The 15,990-nt window shown below is 65.2% G+C and carries 15 protein-coding genes, 1 tRNA gene and 3 pseudogenes; 15 read left to right on the top strand and 4 right to left on the bottom strand.

Annotated features, from left to right (window positions below):
* Positions 1 to 198 precede the first annotated feature (198 nt).
* Entirely contained in the window at positions 199 to 1,869 is a 1,671-nt protein-coding gene (locus V8F63_RS12060; RefSeq protein WP_253121681.1) for a lysine--tRNA ligase, read from the bottom strand.
* 49 nt (positions 1,870 to 1,918) lie between these two features.
* Positions 1,919 to 2,377 (bottom strand): MaoC family dehydratase, encoded by a 459-nt coding sequence (locus V8F63_RS12055; protein WP_134580667.1) that lies wholly within the window; start codon positions 2,375 to 2,377, stop codon positions 1,919 to 1,921.
* 115 nt (positions 2,378 to 2,492) lie between these two features.
* On the opposite strand from V8F63_RS12055, the pseudogene queA reads away from it, so the two are divergent.
* The 4 genes and pseudogenes from queA (at position 2,493) to tgt (ending at position 5,527) form a co-directional block, all read left to right on the top strand.
* A pseudogene (gene queA / locus V8F63_RS12050) lies at positions 2,493 to 3,577 on the top strand (tRNA preQ1(34) S-adenosylmethionine ribosyltransferase-isomerase QueA).
* Positions 3,578 to 3,595: 18 nt separating this feature from the next.
* Positions 3,596 to 3,880, top strand: a complete 285-nt coding sequence (locus tag V8F63_RS12045; RefSeq protein WP_392353370.1) for a hypothetical protein — start codon at positions 3,596 to 3,598, stop codon at positions 3,878 to 3,880.
* A 9-nt stretch (positions 3,881 to 3,889) separates the two neighbouring features.
* Positions 3,890 to 4,360 (top strand): hypothetical protein, encoded by a 471-nt coding sequence (locus tag V8F63_RS12040; RefSeq protein ID WP_278070924.1) that lies wholly within the window; start codon positions 3,890 to 3,892, stop codon positions 4,358 to 4,360.
* 55 nt (positions 4,361 to 4,415) lie between these two features.
* Positions 4,416 to 5,527 (top strand): annotated as a pseudogene (gene tgt / locus V8F63_RS12035) (tRNA guanosine(34) transglycosylase Tgt).
* On the opposite strand, the gene V8F63_RS12030 reads toward tgt, so the two are convergent.
* Positions 5,524 to 6,072, bottom strand: a complete 549-nt coding sequence (locus V8F63_RS12030; protein WP_025976827.1) for a hypothetical protein — start codon at positions 6,070 to 6,072, stop codon at positions 5,524 to 5,526. The pseudogene tgt and the gene V8F63_RS12030 overlap by 4 nt on opposite strands.
* Before the next feature lie 228 nt (positions 6,073 to 6,300).
* Here V8F63_RS12030 and V8F63_RS12025 point away from each other — a divergent pair, with 228 nt between their 5' ends.
* The 8 genes and pseudogenes from V8F63_RS12025 (at position 6,301) to V8F63_RS11990 (ending at position 12,228) form a co-directional block, all read left to right on the top strand.
* Positions 6,301 to 7,485, top strand: a complete 1,185-nt coding sequence (locus V8F63_RS12025; protein WP_392353368.1) for a CHASE3 domain-containing protein — start codon at positions 6,301 to 6,303, stop codon at positions 7,483 to 7,485.
* 217 nt (positions 7,486 to 7,702) lie between these two features.
* Positions 7,703 to 7,825: pseudogene (locus V8F63_RS12020) on the top strand (histidine kinase dimerization/phospho-acceptor domain-containing protein); the annotation flags it as partial.
* Positions 7,826 to 8,091: 266 nt separating this feature from the next.
* On the top strand, positions 8,092 to 8,304 hold the full coding sequence (locus V8F63_RS12015) for an ATP-binding protein (protein WP_392355086.1): 213 nt from the start codon (positions 8,092 to 8,094) through the stop codon (positions 8,302 to 8,304).
* A gap of 211 nt (positions 8,305 to 8,515) precedes the next feature.
* Complete coding sequence (locus V8F63_RS12010; RefSeq protein ID WP_392353367.1) at positions 8,516 to 9,688, top strand: response regulator; 1,173 nt, start codon at positions 8,516 to 8,518, stop codon at positions 9,686 to 9,688.
* Positions 9,689 to 9,696: 8 nt separating this feature from the next.
* A complete protein-coding gene (locus tag V8F63_RS12005) occupies positions 9,697 to 10,521 on the top strand; it encodes a protein-glutamate O-methyltransferase CheR (protein ID WP_025976825.1) in 825 nt (274 codons plus the stop codon).
* On the top strand, positions 10,518 to 11,093 hold the full coding sequence (locus V8F63_RS12000; RefSeq protein ID WP_025976824.1) for a chemotaxis protein CheB: 576 nt from the start codon (positions 10,518 to 10,520) through the stop codon (positions 11,091 to 11,093). Before V8F63_RS12005 ends, V8F63_RS12000 begins: the two co-directional genes overlap by 4 nt.
* Positions 11,090 to 12,043 (top strand): hybrid sensor histidine kinase/response regulator, encoded by a 954-nt coding sequence (locus tag V8F63_RS11995; protein ID WP_392353366.1) that lies wholly within the window; start codon positions 11,090 to 11,092, stop codon positions 12,041 to 12,043. Before V8F63_RS12000 ends, V8F63_RS11995 begins: the two co-directional genes overlap by 4 nt.
* Positions 11,950 to 12,228 (top strand): ATP-binding protein, encoded by a 279-nt coding sequence (locus V8F63_RS11990; RefSeq protein ID WP_392353364.1) that lies wholly within the window; start codon positions 11,950 to 11,952, stop codon positions 12,226 to 12,228. Before V8F63_RS11995 ends, V8F63_RS11990 begins: the two co-directional genes overlap by 94 nt.
* A gap of 87 nt (positions 12,229 to 12,315) precedes the next feature.
* On the opposite strand, the gene V8F63_RS11985 is transcribed toward V8F63_RS11990, so the two are convergent.
* A tRNA-Lys gene (locus V8F63_RS11985) sits at positions 12,316 to 12,391 on the bottom strand.
* Between the two features lie 241 nt (positions 12,392 to 12,632).
* On the opposite strand from V8F63_RS11985, the gene V8F63_RS11980 reads away from it, so the two are divergent.
* From V8F63_RS11980 to V8F63_RS11970, 3 genes are read left to right on the top strand one after another with little or no spacing between them, the layout of a single operon-like run.
* Positions 12,633 to 12,905: a hypothetical protein gene (locus V8F63_RS11980; RefSeq protein WP_134580654.1), complete on the top strand. Its 273-nt coding sequence runs from the start codon at positions 12,633 to 12,635 to the stop codon at positions 12,903 to 12,905.
* A gap of 56 nt (positions 12,906 to 12,961) precedes the next feature.
* The gene (locus tag V8F63_RS11975) at positions 12,962 to 14,749 is read left to right on the top strand and encodes an autotransporter assembly complex family protein (RefSeq protein ID WP_025976821.1); all 1,788 of its coding nucleotides are present in this window, start codon (positions 12,962 to 12,964) and stop codon (positions 14,747 to 14,749) included.
* Complete coding sequence (locus V8F63_RS11970) at positions 14,746 to 15,951, top strand: hypothetical protein (RefSeq protein WP_392353363.1); 1,206 nt, start codon at positions 14,746 to 14,748, stop codon at positions 15,949 to 15,951. Before V8F63_RS11975 ends, V8F63_RS11970 begins: the two co-directional genes overlap by 4 nt.
* Positions 15,952 to 15,990 lie beyond the last annotated feature (39 nt).

Here is a 15,990-nt window from a genome sequence, read left to right as displayed (position 1 = left end):
GAGAGCGGGCCTACCGCCCTTCGGGCTACCGGAGGCCATGTTGAGTGGGCCTACCGCGCATAGCGCTGCTGGAGGCCACCCCAGCGTCATCCCGGAAACGGCGAAGCCGTTATCCGGGACGACGGGAAGCGCTGCTCGTCGAGCTTTGGGCGGTCCCGGCTCCACGCCTTGCGGCTTCTGCCGGGATGACGCTCAGGGTCAGGCGGCCAGTTCGCCGTTGGCGCCCGCCTCAAGCAGGGAGATCGTCTGCGGCAGGCCGTAAATGGCCGCAAACGACCCGAAGCGCGGCCCCTGCGAGGCGCCCAGAAGCACCTCGTACAGCGCCTGGAACCAGGCCCGCAGCGGCTCGAACTCATGCGCCTTGCCGACCGCATAGACCTCGCCCTGGATGACCTCTCCGTCGGTGGTGTCGGCCGGCAGAGCCTTCAGCCGTTCGGCCAGATCCAGCAGCGCCGCCTTCTCCTTGTCGTCGGGCAGACGATAGGTCTTCGAGGGCTTCACGAAGTCCTCGTAGTAGTTCAGCGCATAGCCCATCAGCCGGTCCAGCACGGGCTCGCTCTCAGGCGTGGCGTCCGGCAGATATTTGGCGAAATAGGCCCACAGTTGATCCTTGGTCGAGGCGTTGGCCACGCCCACCAGATTCAGCAGCAGGGCGAAGGAGACTGGCGAGGCGCTCTCAGGCGGCTGGCCCGAATGGATGTGCCACACGGCGTTGTCCATCCGCTTGGCCGGTTCCTGCGTCTTGTACTGCTCGATGAAGGACAGATAGTCGTCCGTCGCGCGCGGAATGACGTTGAAGTGCAGGCTCTTGGCCGACTTCGGCGACTGGAACATGTACCAGCTCAGGCTCTCGGGCGTGCCGTAGCGCAGCCAATCCTCCATCGTCAGGCCGTTGCCCTTTGATTTAGAAATCTTGCGGCCTTCGATGTCGAGGAAGAGCTCGTAGTTGAAGCCTTCCGGCGGGACGCCGCCGATGGCGCGGCACAGCTTGGACGACTCGCGCACGCTCTCGATCAGGTCCTTGCCCGACATCTCATAGTCGACGTCCAGCGCCGTCCAGCGCATGGCCCAGTCGGGCTTCCACTGCAGCTTCACATGGCCGCCGGTGACGGGAACCTCGGTGCGGCCGCCCGCAGGGTCGTCGAAGACGATCGTGCCCTTCTCGACGTTGCGTTCCAGCGTCGGCACCTGCAGCACATGGCCAGTGATCGGGCTGATCGGCAGGAACGGCGAATAGGTCGCCCGGCGCTCCTCGCCCAGGGTCGGCAGCATGATGCCCATGACCTTGTCGAAGCGCTCCAGCATGGTCAGCAGGGCCGCGTCGAACCGCCCCGACCGATAGGTCTCGGTCGAGGACATGAACTCATACTCGAAGCCGAAGCTGTCGAGGAAGGCGCGCAGGCGGGCGTTGTTGTGCGCGCCGAAGCTGTCGTGCGTGCCGAACGGATCGCGCACCTTGGTCAGCGGCAGATGCAGGTCTTCGCGCAGCATCTCCGGGTTGGGGATGCCCTCGGGCACCTTGCGCAGGCCGTCCATGTCATCGCTGAAGGCGATCAGACGCGTGGCCCAGTGATCGCCGGTCAGGGCGCGAAACGCGTTCCGCACCATGGTCGTGCGCGCCACCTCGCCGAAGGTGCCCATGTGCGGCAGCCCCGACGGGCCGTAACCTGTCTCCAGGATCACCGGCTTGTTCAGCGCCTCGAAGGCGGCCAGAGCCTCGTCCGTCTTGCCCGCATCGATCAGCAGCTTGGCCGCATCGCGCTCCGCGTCCGACAGCCGTTTTTTGAGCACGTGGGCCAGCAGGTTGCGCGCTTGCTCAAACGGCCACGAACGGGCCTCACGGGACAGGGTTTCGAGGTTCTGTAGCATGCACCGGGCTTTGACGCCTTGAAGGCCCGGGGTCAACAGCAGCCGCGTTTTACAGCTGCGCTTCGGCGTTCCGCGGCAGTTGCATCTGGTTCTCAAAGCTCATGGCCAGGTCGCCGTCCTGATTGGTCACCGTCGTCTTGGTGCGGACGACCCCGCGATCAGGCTGGCTCTTGGACGGACGGATCTCGATGATCTCGCGGCGCACCGTCAGGGTGTCGCCGGGCCGCACGGGCCGCACCCACCAGAGGGCGTCGACGTTCATGCCCAGCAGCGGAGTGTCGCCGAAATAGGCTTCATCCACGAACTGACGCATCACGCGCGAGCAGACGTGCCAGCCGCTGGCGATCAGGCCGCCGAACCGTCCCGCCTCGGCCGCCGCCTTGTCGATGTGCATGGGTTGGGGGTCGAACTCGGTCGCGAACGCGATGATCTCCGCCTCGGTCATGGTGAAGGGCTCGCTGGTCCAGCTTTCGCCGACGGTCAGGTCGTCCAGATAGCGATCGGTCATGCACTCAAACTCCCATTGGCTGCGCCTGACATAGCGGCTGGATAGGTTTTCGCCAGTCGACTTTCGGCTGCGCCTCGCTTGACCGCAAAGGCGCGGCGTGAGCATTCCCCGCCCCATGCGGACCTCCGATTTCGACTTCGACCTGCCCGAGGCGTGCATCGCCCTGCGCCCCGCCGACCCGCGCGACTCAGCGCGCCTGCTGGTGGTGAAGGGCGGCGAGCTTCAGGACCGGGTCATCCGCGACGTGCCCGGCTTTCTGCAGCCCGGCGACGCCCTGGTCTTCAACGACACCCGCGTGATCCCCGCCCGTCTGTCCGGCGTGCGCCACCGCACCGGACCGGAGGGCGAACGACTGTCGGTGCCGGTCGAGGCCACCCTTCACCACCGCGACGCGCCCGATGTCTGGAGCGCCTTCATGAAGCCCGGCAAGCGGCTGAAGGTCGGCGACCGGGTGCGTTTCGGGCGCGAGGAAGACAACGCCTGCTTCCTGGGCCAGGTCGACGCCGAGATCACCGCCAAGGGCGAGGACGGCCTCGTCACCCTGCGCTTCGACCTAGCCGGGCCGGCGCTGGACGACGCCATCCGCGAGGTCGGTGTCATGCCCCTGCCCCCTATATCGCGGCCAAGCGAGCCGAGGACGATCAGGACCTGAAGGACTATCAGACCGTCTTCGCCGAGCATGACGGCTCGGTCGCGGCGCCGACGGCGGGTCTGCATTTCACCCCCGCCCTGCTGGACGCCATCCGGGCGCGCGGCGTGACGACCCATGCCGTAACCCTGCACGTCGGGGCGGGCACCTTCCTGCCGGTCAAGGCGGACGACACCGCCGATCACAGGATGCACTCGGAGTGGGGCGAGGTCTCAGCCGAGACCGCCGCCGCCCTGAACGCCGTGCGCGCGGCCGGCGGGCGCATCGTCTGCGTCGGCACCACCTCCTTGCGCCTGCTGGAGAGCGCTGCCACCGAGGACGGCGTGATCCAACCCTTCCACGGCGACACGGCCATCTTCATCACGCCGGGCTATCGCTTCCGCGCCTGCGACGTGCTGATGACCAACTTCCACCTGCCGAAATCGACGCTGTTCATGCTGGTCAGCGCCTTTGCGGGTCTGGAGACGATGAAGGCCGCATACGCCCACGCCATCGACAATGGTTACCGCTTCTATTCTTATGGCGACGGAAGCCTGCTGTTCAGACAGTAGCGCAGCAGGGGGACGACCATGCACTATCTGAAGACGGCCTCGTTCGGGGGCCTGTTCACCGTGACGTTCGGCGTCGCCGGCGCCTTTCAGATCGCTTTCTCCATCCTTGGCGTCCTGCTGGCGTTTCTATCACCCGGCCTGTTTCACATGAACGGCGCTCCAGCGACGTCGGCGCTTGGCGCCATCGGCGTGCTCATCTTCCTCTTGGTCTTCGGCCTGTGCATAAATGCCGCCATGTCCGCGCTCGGCGCCTTGGTGGTCATGGGGATCAGACACTTCCTGCCGGAGACGAAATCAGCCTAAAAGACAGCCATGATCGACCAACTGCCCGAAAACCTGGCCGCCACCTTTGACATCCTGGCGTCTGCGGCGAGCGAGCTTCAGGACCCCTGGTGGGTGTTCGGGGGCGCAGGCATGGCGCTGTCGGGCCTGTCGGAATGGCATGTGCCGGACGTCGATGTCATGACCAGCCCGCGCGACGCCCGCCGCCTGATCGAGACCCTGCACGGCGAGGCCGTGGAAGACCCCGGCGAGGGCCTGTTCCGCTCTCAGGTCTTCGGCCAAATCCTGACCACGCCCGTCCCGGTCGAGGTGATGGCGCAGATGGATGTGCGCGCAGGCGCGGACTGGACGCCGGTCATTTTCACCACGCGCCAGCCGATCGCCCTGGACGGCGGGACGCTCTATGTTCCCACGGTCGCCGAACAGATCGAGAAATGCCGCCTGTTTGGCCGCCCCAAGGATCTGCAACGCGCAGAGCGGCTGGCGACGCTGCTGCGCTGACTGGCGGTTCAGAAACAGAGGGCCTAAGACGCGGCTCCGCTGCAAGGAACGCTTAATGCCTTTCCCGTTTGAAATTTCCGCTGCCGAAGGCCGCGCCCGCACCGGCGTGCTGAAAACGCCGCGCGGCGACATCCGCACCCCCGCCTTCATGCCCGTCGGCACCGCCGCCACGGTCAAGGCCATGACCTTGGATCAGGTCAAACAGACGGGCGCGGACATCATTCTGGGCAATACCTATCACCTGATGCTGCGGCCGGGCCCGGAGCGGATGGAGCGTCTGGGCGGCCTGCATAACTTCATGCGCTGGGACAAGCCGATCCTGACGGACTCAGGCGGCTTTCAGGTCATGAGCCTGTCGGGTATTTCCAAGCTGACCGAGGAAGCCGTCACCTTCTCCAGCCACATCGACGGCTCCAAGCACGTCCTGACGCCCGAACGCTCGATCCAGATTCAGGCCGACCGTCTCGGCTCCGACATCGTCATGCAGTTGGACGAATGCGTCGCCTGGCCCGCCGAGGAAAAGCGCGCCCGCGAGGGCATGGAGCTGTCGGCGCGCTGGGCCCAGCGATCCAAGAACGCCTTCGGCACGCGCGATGCGCAGGCCTTGTTCGGCATCCAGCAGGGTTCGACCTATGAAAACCTGCGCCGCGATCCTCGGAACGCCTGCAGGAGATCGGCTTCGACGGCTACGCCATCGGCGGTCTGGCCGTTGGCGAAGGCCATGAGGCCATGTGCGAGGTGCTGGACTATGCCCCCGAGTTCCTGCCCAAGGACCGGCCGCGCTATTTGATGGGCGTCGGCAAGCCCATCGACCTGGTCGAGGCGGTCTATCGTGGCGTCGACATGTTCGACTGCGTCCTGCCGACCCGCGCCGGGCGTCACGGCCAGGCCTGGACCTGGGACGGCCCGCTGAACCTCAAGAACGCCCGCTTCGCCGAGGATCAGGACCCGCTGGATCCTGAAGTTCCCTGCCCCGCGTCGCAGGACTATTCAAAGGCTTACCTGCATCACCTGATCCGCGCCGACGAGATCCTCGGCAAGATCCTGCTCAGCTGGCACAACATCGCCTTCTTCCAGGCGCTGACGGCCGCCATGCGCGCCGCCATAGCCGAGGGCCGGTTTGAACAGTTCCGCCGCGAATTCCGTGCGCGGCACCTGAAAGCCTAGCCTCGACGGGGGACGAAGCCGGCAGGCGCGGCCGGCGGCGCGCAGTTCCGCTGCATCCCCACGCCCTTCAGGAAAGAGCGGCGACGCAGGCCCGCCTGAATCGCCGACTGCACGTGCTTGCTATGCGCGTCGGCGCCGGTCAGGCGACGAACCCAGCTGCGCGCCGGGATAAAATCGGTGACTGTCCCGCGAACGGCGTCAAGCGTCGCCCCAGCCGCAGCATCGGCCGCCCGCTCGCTCATATAGGAGCCGTCCTGCGACGGCGGTCCATCCGTGTCAGGCCCCAGCGCCTCGTCCAGCCGGGCGATCTCGGCCCCGATGGTGCGGCAGCTATTCAAGTTGCGCAGGTCATAGGGATTGGCTTCAGCTTGCAGAAGAATGGTCGGGATTTCATCGCGGCGCAGGTTCAGGTCTTCCAGCGGCGCGGTGACGGCGTCGCCCAGCCCAGCTCCGACCTTCTGCGCGCCCCCGCGCGCAGAAGCGCCCGCGTTACAGCCGCAAAGAGCAAGGGAAACGGCGACGGCGGGCAAAATGAGAGATCGCATGGCCCACGTTAAATCACGACACCCTCCGGCACGCCAGACAGCTGCCTCTGATCATTTGGCGCCCTGCTTTTTGACAGCGCGCAGCCGCGCAAGTGCATCGAGTACTGTGCGTCGAATCCATCCTAGGATATGGCTGCGTCGGTGACGCGCCCGGATGGGGCTCGAGCACGGTCGTCACAGAGGCTCTTCGTAATGAAATCACCAAGCCGTCCGTCCGCAGGGTCGAAGATGGAAAAACTGGCGACGCTCGGAATGGCGCTCGTCCTGGCCTTTTTCCTCGCTACCGGCCTTGTCGCGTGGCGCAATGTGGATGTTCTGCGCGCAAACAACCGGCAGATCATTCACACCCACGAGGTGATCGTCGCTGTCGACGAGCTGCTGTCGGCGGCGCAAAACGCCGAAACCGGGCAGCGAGGCTATCTGCTGACCGGCGATGTGCAATACCTCGAGCCATACGAGGCGGCGTCGCGCGACCTGACGCACCAGCTGGAAAAGTTGACGGGTTTAACCCGCGACAACCCGACGCAGCAGGCGCACCTGAATGAGCTGCGCCGTCATCTCGCCGCCAAGATGAGCGAGCTGGACGCCACGCTTCAAGCCCGCCGCGCCGAAGGCGTTCAGGGGGCGATCTCACGCATGTCCTCTGGTCACGGCCTTCGCGAGATGGACGCCATTCGCGACCAGATCGCGTTGATGCGTCAGGAAGAACAACGCGTGCGGCGCCTGCGCCTGAACGAAATGGACGCTGCCTATCGCACGGCGTTGATCAGCGGCCTGTTGTCCGGGCTGTTGGGAGCGGTGCTGAGCGTAAGCGTTTTCACCCTGATCCGCCGTTCTGCACGCAGCCGCGCGCGGCAGGAGTGGTTGCATGAAGGCCAGGTGGGTCTGGCCGCGGCCATGATGGGCGACCAGTCGCTTGAGATGCTCGCCGACAACATCCTGGCCTATCTCGGTCGCTATACCGGGGTCCAGGCGGCGGCGCTTTTCAAGGGCGAGGGCGGCCTTTACCGCCGGGTCGCAGCGCTCGGCGTTCCCTCCGACGCTTCCGTCCCCCAGCGATTTGGTCAGCGGGAAGGCCTGCTGGGCCAAGTGGCCTCAGAGGGCGAAATCCTGACCATAACCGATGTGCCGGACGGCTATCTGACAATCGGCTCGGCGCTCGGGCGCGATAAGCCCCGCCATCTGGTTATCGCCCCGGCGCGGGCTGACGGCGCCGTAAACGCGGTGATGGAGCTAGGCTTCCTCCATGCGCCGGATGACCGACTGGTCTCCCTGCTCGAAGAGGTCGGCCCCGCCATCGGAACCGCCCTGCGCTCGGCCCGCTATCGCGCCCAGTTGCAGAATATGCTGGAGGAAACCCAGCGCCAATCCGAGGAGCTCCAGGTTCAAAGCGAGGAGCCTCCGCGTCTCTAACGAAGAGCTGGAAGAACAGGGTCGGGCGCTCAAGGAATCCCAGTTCCGCCTCGAACAGCAGCAAGCTGAATTGGAACAGACCAATAGCCAGCTGGAGGAACAGGCTCAGATCCTGGAAACCCAGCGCGACGACCTGGAGCGCGGCGCCGCCGCCCTCACGCTCAAGGCCCGCGAACTGGAGCAAGCCAGCCAGTACAAGTCCGACTTCCTGGCCAACATGTCCCACGAGTTGCGGACGCCGCTGAATTCTCTGCTGATCCTGTCCAAGTTGCTGGCGGACAATCCCGAGGGGAGCCTGTCGGAGGAACAGGTCAACTACGCCCGCACCATTCAGTCGTCGGGGAACGATCTTCTGGCCCTGATCAACGACATCTTGGACCTGTCCAAGATCGAGGCCGGCCACATCCAGGCGCACCCGGAAGCCGTCTCGATGCAGCGGCTGACCGAGGACCTCCGTCAGACCTTCCAGCCCATCGCCGATGATCGCGGCCTGCCGTTCGAGATTGAGGTGGATGCGAGCGTCGATCTGATGGAGACGGACCGTCAGCGGCTTGAGCAAATTCTCAAGAACCTGTTGTCCAACGCCTTCAAATTACCGAAAGCGGCTTGGTTAAACTGGGCATATCCGCCCTGCCCGGCGACGAGATCGCCTTCGCGGTCTCAGACACCGGCATCGGCATTTCACCCGAGCAGCAGAAGGGCGTTTTCGAGGCCTTCCAGCAGGCGGACGGCACCATCAGCCGCAAATACGGCGGAACAGGGCTGGGGCTCTCAATCTCGCGCGAACTGGCGCGTCTTCTCGGCGGCCGATCGAGCTGAAAAGCCGCGTCGGCGAAGGCAGCGTCTTCACCCTTGTTCTCCCGCGGATCTATGACGCCGGACGGGTGGCTTCGCGTAAGGCTGCGTCCGCGGCCGCGCCCCGCCGCCTTCTCCGGCGGCGTCGAGCCCCAGGCCCGCCGCCCCTCGCCCTCTGTCTGCAAGCGTTGAGGACGACCGGGACAACCTCGCCGGAAACCGACGGCTGCTGCTGGTGGTCGAAGACGACGGCCGGTTCGCCGCCATCGTGCGCGATCTGTCCCGCGAACTGGGCTTCAAATGCATCGTCGCCGGTACGGCGGAAGAAGCGCTGAAGCTGGCGAAACGCCACCGCCCCAGCGCGGTCGTGCTGGATATCGGCCTGCCCGACCAGTCCGGCCTGACCGTTCTGGACGAACTCAAGCGCGACGACGACACCCGCCACATCCCCATCCACGTCGTCTCGGGCGAAGATCACAGCCAGACCGCCCTTTCGCTGGGAGCGATCGGCTATCTGATCAAGCCGGTGAAGCGGGAAGACCTCGCCGAGGTCCTGCGCAACCTGGAGGAAAAGCTGACCCGCACCGTCCGGCGCGTCCTGATCGTCGAGGACGACCTAGTTCAGCGCGATGCGGTCAGCCGCCTGCTGAGTTCCGGCGACGTCGAGACGGTCGGCGTCGGCACCGCCGCAGAGTGTCTGGAGCAACTCAAGACCCAGACTTTCGACTGCATGGTGCTGGACCTGACGCTGCCGGACGCCTCGGGCTTCTCTCTTCTGGAGACCCTCAGCCGCGACACCGGCCACAGCTTCCCGCCGGTCATCGTCTACACCGGCCGGGATCTGTCGCCTGATCACGAGCAGCAGCTGCGCCGCTATTCCAGCTCCATCATCATCAAGGGCGCCAAGTCGCCGGAACGGCTTCTGGACGAGGTCTCCCTGTTCCTGCACCAGGTCGTTTCGGAACTGCCGCCCGAGCAGCAGAAGATGATCCGCAAGGCCCGCAACCGCGACGCTGTTCTCGAGGGCCGGCGCATTCTGATCGTCGAGGACGACGTGCGGAACGTCTATTCCTTGACCAATGTGCTCGAACCGCGCGGCGCCCTGGTCGAGATCGCCCGCAACGGCAAGGAGGCGCTGGAGGCGCTGGAGCGCTCATCCACCGACCCGTCCCAGGCGGTCGATCTGGTTCTGATGGATGTGATGATGCCGGTCATGGACGGTCTGACGGCGACCCGCGAGCTGAGAAAAGATCCGCGCTGGAAGACTTTGCCGGTGCTGATGCTTACGGCCAAGGCCATGCCGGACGATCAGGAACGCTGCATGGCGGCCGGCGCCAACGACTACATGGCCAAGCCGCTGGACGTGGACAAGCTGCTGTCCCTCGTGCGCGTCTGGATGCCGCGCTGAGCCCGTTCATGCCCCACCAGACCGAAGACATCGAGATCGGCCTGCTGCTGGAAGCGTTATACCAGCGCTACCATTACGACTTCCGCCACTACGCGCGAGCGTCCATTAAACGCCGTCTGTTGCAGGCGCGCAGCCATTTCAACATGCCCAGCCTGACGGCCCTTCAGGAACGCGTGCTGCACGATCCCGAAATGCTGCCGCGTCTTCTCGCATTTCTGACCGTTCAGGTCAGCGAGATGTTCCGCGATCCCGGCTATTTCCGGGCCCTGCGCGAACAGGTTCTGCCTCACCTGCGCACCTATCCGTCGCTGAAGGTCTGGATCGCGGGCTGCAGCGCCGGCGAAGAGCTCTATTCCATGGCCATTCTGTTTCGCGAAGAAGGCCTGTTCGACCGTACGCTGTTCTACGCCACGGACATCAATCCTGAGGCCCTGAGGGCCGCCGAGGCCGGGATCTATCCGCTCGACCGCATCCGCAAATTCACTGAAAACCATCAAAATTCAGGCGGGCGATCATCCCTCTCCGACTACTACACGGCGGACTATGGGCGGGCCGTCTTCGACAAGTCGCTGCGCGCCAATGTCGTCTTCTCGGATCACAGCCTGGTCACGGACGCCGTCTTTGCGGAGATGCAGTTGATCTCCTGCCGCAACGTGATGATCTATTTCGACCGAGGTCTTCAGGACCGGGCCGTCGGGCTGTTCAAGGATTCTCTGGCGCGACAAGGGTTCCTGGGCGTGGGGTCTAAGGAAAGCCTGCGCTTTTCGAAGCACGCAGCCGCCTTCACCGAGTTTGTGCCCGAAGAAAAAATCTACAGGAAACGCGAGCCATGAGCCGCGCCTCGGACCGGGCCGTGGTGATCGGCGCCTCCGCCGGGGGCGTCCAGGCTCTGCTCGCCCTGCTGCCCGCCTTGCCTGCAGACTTTCCCTGGCCGATCTTCGTCGTCCTTCACGTCCCGGCCGACCGCAGCAATGTTCTGGCGCCTCTTTTCGAGGCCAAATGCGGGCTCAAGGTGAAGGAGGCCGAGGACAAGGAAACGGCCCGTCCTGGAGTGGTCTACTTCGCCCCCTCCGATTACCATCTCCTGGTTGAAGAAAACGGCGACCTGGCCCTGTCATCCGACGAAGCGATCAACTATTCACGCCCCTCCATTGACGTGCTGTTCGAGAGCGCGGCGGACGCCTATGGCGAGGGCTTGATCGGCATCATCCTGACCGGCGCTAACAATGACGGAGCAGCCGGGCTCAAGGCGGTGCACGCCGCGGGCGGCGTCGCCCTGGTGCAGGACCCGGCGGCCGCCTATGCCCGGGCCATGCCTCAGGCTGCCTATCAGGCCTGTAACGCCGCGCTCGTGCTGCCGCTCGAACGCATCGCCGACTATCTGAAAGGTCTCGACAGAGAATGACCAGCACGGAACAGCCGATTCATCTCCTGCTGGTCGACGATCTGGAGGAAAACCTGCTGGCGCTGGAAGCTCTGCTGAAAAGCGAGGGCGTCGTCTGCCTGAAGGCCCGTTCGGGCGACGAAGCGCTGGAACTTTTGCTGGTTCATGATGTCGCCCTGGCCCTGCTCGACGTGCAGATGCCTGGCATGGACGGTTTTCAGTTGGCCGAGTTCATGCGCGGCAATGTGAACGTCCGCCATATCCCTATCATCTTCGTCACGGCTGGGAGCGCCGACCTTCAGCGCCGCTTCAGGGGCTATGAAGCGGGCGCGGTGGACTTCATCCAAAAACCGATCGAGGCGGACATACTGCGCAGCAAGGCCAAGGTCTTCATCGACCTGTATCGCCAGCGCATGGAAAGCCTCGCCCAGCGCGACGAACTAAAGGCATACGCCAACGCCCTGCGCGAGGCGGATCGGCGCAAGAACGATTTCATCGCCATGCTGGGCCATGAACTGCGCAATCCCATCATGGCTATTCACGCCGGACTTCAGCTGCTGCAACGCCAGTCGGACGAAGAGCGCAAGGCGGTGATTCACGCCCGCATGGAGGTCCAGGCTCATCACCTTTCGCGTCTGATCGAAGACCTTCTGGACGTCGCCCGCATCGACCAAGGCAAAATTTCGCTCAAACGCGAACGGATAAGCCTGCAAAGCGTCATCGACTCCGCCATCGACACCAGCCGCCCGAAAATCGAGGCGGCGTCGCACGAGCTAACGGTCTCCGTGCCGCCCGAGCCGGTGTGGTTGCACGGCGACTTCACCCGCCTGTCCCAGGTGATCAGCAACCTGCTCGCCAACGCCGCCAAATACACCCCTTGCAAAGGCCGCATCCACCTGTCCGTCGACAGCGAGGAAGATCAGATCCGATTAATGTCGCCGACAACGGCATCGGCGTCTCGCCTGAGCTGAAAGGCCGGATCTTTGAACTGTTCGCCCAGTCCAAGGGCCCCGACGACCGCTCCCGCGACGGTCTGGGCATCGGCCTGGCCCTGGTCAAGCAGTTGGTCGAACTGCACGAAGGCACGATCGATCTCGTCAGCGAAGGCCCTGGCCGGGGCAGCTGCTTCACGGTGCGTTTGCCGCTCAGCGCGTGACATATGGACCAGCGTCTCGCCAAGGCGCTGTTTCAGGTCACGAGGCCAACAGGCCGCCTCACCATGCAATGATTTCTGAGTGGGAAGTGGTACGCCCCCCGGGCTCGAACCGGGGACCCTCTGATTAAAAGTCAGATGCTCTAACCAACTGAGCTAGGGGCGCACATCGCGTCTGCGAAGAGGCGCGGAACATACGGTCGAGTTTCTGATCCGGCAAGCCGATATTTCGGAAAATTTGTGGGAAAACAAACACCCCGGATATGCCAGGCCGGAAAGGGTCTGGAAGAGGGGCCGCAACGCTCGTTCAGGTTCAGATTGCGTTCAGAGAGTCGGAGCCACACCGTGTCGAGCGGGAACCTCCGCGCCCTTTTTCACGTTTCCAGCCCCTGAAAGGGGGAATATCCATGAGCCAATTCATTCCGAAGCGTCTGCTGCTCGGCGCCGTCGCCCTGGGCGGCGTCGCTGCGCTGGCGGCCTGCGAGGAGCCTAGCCGGGAACCGGCCCCTGCCCCCGCGCCGGTCGTCGAACCCGAAACCCCCGCCGCCGAGGACGCCGCCGCGCCGACAGCAGCAGAAGCCCCCGACACGCCGTCGACCGCGCCTGTCGAGGCCCTGCCGCCCGACCAGCGGTCGTCCGAGGAGACGGTGCAGCCTGAAAGCGATACGCTGTTTTACTGATTCCATCGGCGTAGACGGCTAAGTGCGGCGCGTTCACCACTACACAGGGTTCAGATTTGACGTCGAGGCTCCCCCTCCTTCTCGCCACCGCGGCCCTGTGCGCCTTCGCCACACAGGCGGCTGCCGAGCCGAGGGCCCAGATTCGCGGCGAGATCGACGCCGATCTGAAACGACAGCTGGAACAGGCGGTGGGCCAGGTCGACGGCGCGCCGGCCAATCGCTTTGAAGCCCGTCGTCGCGCGCGGGCGGCGCTGGAATCGGCGCAGGCCCTGTTGCGGTCTGAGGGCTATTATCAGGCCACGGTCCAGGATCAGGTCGAAGGCGAGGAAACGCCTGTGGCCATCGTCGAGGTCACGCCCGGCCGCCGGTTCCTTCTGGGCGAAGCCAAGGTCAACTGGAGCGCGCCTGCCCCGGACGCAGACACCAGCGCCGCGGTGATAGAGAACATCAAGCTGAAGCCCGGCGAGCCCGGCCGAGCGGCCGACGTGCTGGCGGCTGAGGGACGCTTGATCGCCGATCTGACCCGTCGCGGCTATGCCGACGCCGTCGCCCAGCCCCGCCGCGTCGTCGTGGATCACGCGACTTTTCTGGTGGAGCCTGGCTTCAATGTGGCGTCGGGCGAACTGGTGCGGTTGGACGGCATCCAGTTGCGCACGCGCGGGCCGACCAAGCCCGATTGGGTCCAGAGCCTTGTCCCCTGGCGTGAAGGCGACCGCTACGATCCAGAAGACGTCGCCGAGCTTGAGCGCCGCCTGCTGGACACCGGGGTCTATGACGGCGTGGGCGTCGCCCTGTCGTCTCTGGACGATACGCGCCCGGACGGCTTGAGGCCGGTTGTCGTCACCCTGGCGGATCGGCCGGTCAGCCTGCTTGAGGCGGGCGCCAGCTATTCGACCTACGAAGGCGTCGGCGTCGATGTCTTCCGCACCCGCTACAACCGCTTCGGCCGCGCCGACACGCTGCGGTACGGCGCGCGGATCGCCAGCATCGACAGTCGCATCGGCGGCGAGTGGTCGCAGCCCCACTGGCGGCGGGCGGGCCGGACGCTGAAACTGTCGTCCTTCATCGTCAACGAACAGACCGACGCCTATGACCGCAGCGCCCTGACCATGGCCGCGGACCTGTCGCAGCGGCTCGGCAAGACCTCATGGTTCAGCTACGGGGTCGGCGTGGACGCCGGGCGATACACGGAATACCGCTTCGATCCCGAGACGCAGACACCGATCACCCTGGACCGGGATCTGGCCATCGTCACCCTGCGGGGCAGCGCCTATATGGACCGCTCCAATGATCCGCTGAACCCGACGACCGGCTACCGCCTGTCCGTTTCGGCCCAGCCGACCGCCGTGACGGGCGAGGATACGGTCATGTTCCTGCGCACCGAGGGTCAGGCCAGCGCCTATCTGCCGCTGCAGGACGGCGCCAAGACGGTTCTGGCCGGGCGCGCCCGTATCGGCTCGATCATCGGCGGCGAAGAGCTGACGGTGCCCTCTGACCGCCTGTTCTACTCCGGCGGCGGCGGCTCGGTGCGCGGCTATTCCTATCAGAGCATCAACCCGCGCCTGCCGGACAACCGTCCGCGCGGCGGCCTGTCGCTGTTTGAAACCTCGCTGGAGGTGCGACGCGATATCGGCGAGAAGTTCCAGGCTGTCGCCTTTGTCGACGGCGGCGCCGTTGGCTTTCAGGAAACGCCGAACTTCAGCAATATGCGTTACGGCGCAGGGGTCGGCGTCCGCTACAAGCTGCCGTTCGGTCCCGTCCGCGCCGACATCGCCTTCCCGCTGAACAAGCGCGAAGGCGATTCCGGATTCCAGCTCTACATCAGCATCGGCCAGGCGTTTTGACCGACACTCCTCCGCCTCACGAAACGGGCGCAGACGTCGCCGACACGCCCGCTGAAAAGGCGAAGCGCAAACGCACCCGGCTTCAACTGGCCGCCTTCATCGCAGGGATCGTTTCGGCTGGCGTTCTGGCGCTGGTCATCGTCGCCCTGGTCGGCGGGCGGATGTATCTGGTTTCCGATCCGGGCCGCGAACTGATCACCAGCTTCGTCGCCGGCAAGAAGATCAGCCGCTACGGACGTATCAACGTCGAAGGCCTGCAGGGCGACCTGTTCAACGATTTCCGCCTGAGACGCATCACCGTGACCGACGAAAAGGGCGTCTGGCTCGAAGCGACCGACGTGCGCGTCGACTGGTCCTATTGGCCCCTTCTGGCGCGACGTTTTCACGCCACCGAAGTCAGCGCGGGTCAGATCCGTCTGCTGCGTCGCCCTGAGTTGGAGGCGCCCACCGAGCCGGGCGGCCCGCAAGCCATCTCCATCGACATCGACCGCTTCAGCGCCAATGTCGAATTGATGGAGGATTTCTCCAAGGAATATGGCCGCTGGACGCTGAGCGGCGACGCCGCCATTCCGCGCAAGGGCGTCAAGACCGCCAACGTCAACGCCTATAGCCTGAACCGCAAGGGCGACTACCTGCGCTTGGCCGCCGCCTTCGGCGACAAGCCCGAAGACCTGCGCGTCAACCTGCGCGCCAATGAGGCCCAGGGCGGGCCGATCGCCGGTTCGCTGGGCTATTCTCCCGACCAGCCCTTCTCGGCCGTCGCCGTGGTGAACGGCGAGGTCATCGACGTGACCGTGCAGACCGGCCAATTCCGCCCCCTGCTGGTCAAGGGGACCTATGGCGACAACGGCGCCAAGGTCTCGGGCTATGCCGACTTCTCGGGCTCCGACCTGCTGCAGCCGTTCGTCGAGCGCATCGGCCGCACCGCGCGCTTCGGCTTCGCCATGACGCCGGACGCCAAACGTGAGGGCTATCAGGGCGTGGCCTGGCCTGTACGCCGACAACATCGAATCCAGCGCGCGCGGCCTGATCCGCACGACGGACAACACCGCGCCGGAAGGCATCAACCTGGAAGTGACGACACCGTCGCTCAGCCGTCTGGTCGGCAGCCCGGTCGCCGGTCCGGCCGCCTATACCGGCGTGTTCAAGGGCGACGCTCAGGCATGGAGCCTGCAGGGCTCCGCCAGCTTGCTCAACGCTGACATCGCCTCCTATCGCGCCACGCGTATCTCCGGCCCGGT

The organism is Brevundimonas sp. LF-1, assembly GCF_037055305.1.
Lineage (GTDB): Bacteria > Pseudomonadota > Alphaproteobacteria > Caulobacterales > Caulobacteraceae > Brevundimonas > Brevundimonas sanguinis.
Note: the sequence above shows the minus strand (reverse complement) of the source record. Positions and strands in the feature narration are given on the sequence as shown.